The 2,570-nt window shown below is 59.6% G+C and carries 1 protein-coding gene and 1 pseudogene; both read left to right on the top strand.

Features of this window, described 5'->3' with window-relative positions:
- Positions 1-235, top strand: a pseudogene (locus AC1DUU_RS29160) (sulfite exporter TauE/SafE family protein); the annotation flags it as partial.
- Between the two features lie 22 nt (positions 236-257).
- Positions 258-2,078, top strand: a complete 1,821-nt coding sequence (locus AC1DUU_RS29165; protein WP_476786808.1) for an ABC transporter ATP-binding protein — start codon at positions 258-260, stop codon at positions 2,076-2,078.
- Positions 2,079-2,570: the final 492 nt, after the last annotated feature.

Genomic DNA, 2,570 nt, shown 5'->3' on the forward strand with positions numbered 1-2,570 from the left:
GTATGCAGGTTGGCCGCGCGCGGCTGAATTCCCAGACGTGACTGCCCTGCAGTTTCCGCTCGCGATAGGGTTCGTGTCGCTGCTTGGACTTGTCCTCTTCATTCCGACCTCGGTGCTCACGGCTCCGATCGGCGTGAAGCTTGCGCATTCATGGTCCAAGTCGAAGCTTGAGATTGCCTTCGGCATTTTCCTCCTACTGATCTGCCTTCGCTTCCTTGCCAGTGTGTTGTTCTGAGCCTCCGGTGAAAGACCGTCCAATGACCACACCCATCCTGTCCGTCACTAAGCTGCGCACGTCCTTCCACAATGACGGGATATGGACGCCTGTCATTCGCGACATCTCCTTCGATGTCGCGCCAAAGACGACGGGGGCMATTGTCGGCGAATCCGGTTCCGGCAAGAGCATGACGGCGCTGTCGATCATGCGGCTTCTTCCGGGCGGAAATAGCAAGGTGGAGGGCAGCATCAAGCTGGCGGGGCGGTCGCTACTGGATCTGCCTGAAAAGGACATGCGCAGTGTGCGTGGCAATGAGATTGCCATGATCTTCCAGGAGCCTATGACCAGTCTCAATCCGAGCTTGACCATCGGATTCCAGATCGCCGAAGCCTTGATCTGCCACCGCAACATGAATCGTGTCGAGGCCGAAGCTGAAGTCATCCGGCTTCTTGAACGTGTCCGTATCCCGTCGGCGAAGTCGCGCTTCAACGATTATCCGCACCGGCTCTCCGGCGGCATGCGCCAGCGCGTGATGATCGCCATGGCGCTTGCCTGCAAGCCCAAACTACTGATCGCTGACGAGCCGACCACCGCGCTAGACGTGACCATCCAGGCCCAGATCCTCGAACTCATCCAGGATCTGCAGCAAGAGGAGGGCATGGCCGTCCTCTTCATCACGCACGACATGGGGGTGGTCGCCGAAATTGCCGACCGCACCATTGTCATGCTGCGCGGCGATGTCGTCGAACGCGGCGACACCGGCGACATTTTCGCAAATCCACAGCATGTATATACGCGCTCGCTTTTGTCGGCCGTACCCAAGCTTGGCTCCATGACCGGCAAGACCCGTCCGCTGCGCTTTCCCGTCGTCGACCAAGAGACGGGCATCGCTGCTGAACCGGTGGCCGGCGCCGATACGGTCGACGTGGCGCGGCCGATCCTGGAGGTGAAGAACCTCACCAAATATTTCGATATTCGCAAAGGCGTCCTGCGTGGCCTGACTGGCCGCGTGCACGCGGTCGAGAATGTCTCGTTCAGCATTCAACCCGGCGAAACGCTTGCCCTCGTTGRCGAGTCCGGTTGCGGCAAATCGACGACGGGCCGCTCGATCGTCCGGCTGACCGAGCCGACAAGTGGATCGATCCAGCTTGCTGGTGAAGACATTCTGAAGACTGAAAAGTCCTCGTTCCGCGACATGCGCAAGCGTATGCAGATGATCTTCCAGGATCCCTATGCCAGCCTCAATCCGCGTATGCGCATTGGTGAGAGCATTGCCGAGCCGATGATAGCGCACGCCACGGAAACGCCGAAGCGCGCGCGCGAACGCGTCGGCGAACTTTTGAAGAGCGTCGGCCTGAACGGAGATGTCTATGACCGCTTTCCACATGAGTTCTCCGGCGGACAGCGCCAGCGCATCTGTATAGCGCGCGCCCTGTCGCTTGGTCCCGAACTCATTGTTGCCGACGAGGCGGTTTCCGCGCTCGATGTTTCGATCAAGGCGCAGGTGGTCAATCTAATGCTGGACTTGCAGGAAAGGCTGAAGCTGGCATTCCTGTTTATTTCGCATGACATGGCCGTGGTCGAACGGATCAGCCACCGTGTGGCGGTGATGTATCTTGGCGAGATCGTCGAGATCGGCTCACGCGCCAGTGTCTTCGGCAACCCTCAACACCCGTACACGAGGCGGTTGCTTTCGGCGGTGCCAATCCCGGATCTAAGCCAGCGTGTCGACAAAAGGCGGCTGGTYAGTGACGAATTGAAGAGCCCGATCCGCGCGGTCGACTATCAGGTTCCGATACGGGCGTTCAAACAAGTCAGCCCCGATCATATGGTCCAGGAGTGGGGAGCGGAGTGGGCATAAATCCCAGGCGTCTGACAGGGCAGCCGGGGCGGGAACACGAGTCGCGGAGTGGAGTCCTCCCCGCAACGACAGCAATGGGTCAGGTCAGTCCGCTGCTCGCACCGACCTGGATGTCCGCTCTTGAAGGTTCGGAGCCGAAGCCGCCGTTCTGCTTCCAGCCCCAGATGAGCCGCGGAAAATCATTTTCCCGCGTTGGAAGCAGATGTGCCAAGGTCTACAGCGTCTATGGGTGGGAACTAGCCATTCTGATGTTGAAGGTTTTTCAGCAGCTATCGTGTCCAACCTGACATTAGCATCGGCTTTGGCCACGTTCATCGCGGCGAGACAGATGGTGGTCCTTCATCGCACCGCGTCCTCATAATCGACTTCCAGAAGCGCCCCTGAGGCCGGAGCGCAGGAAATGCGTTCGTCTGTCAGGCCGATCCGGGCCGTGGTGACGAACAAGGTCCGGCCATCGCCGCCAAAGGCGGGCTCTCTTGAGCGTCTGATCCC

This window comes from Aminobacter sp. P4_H6_2 (assembly GCF_056400805.1).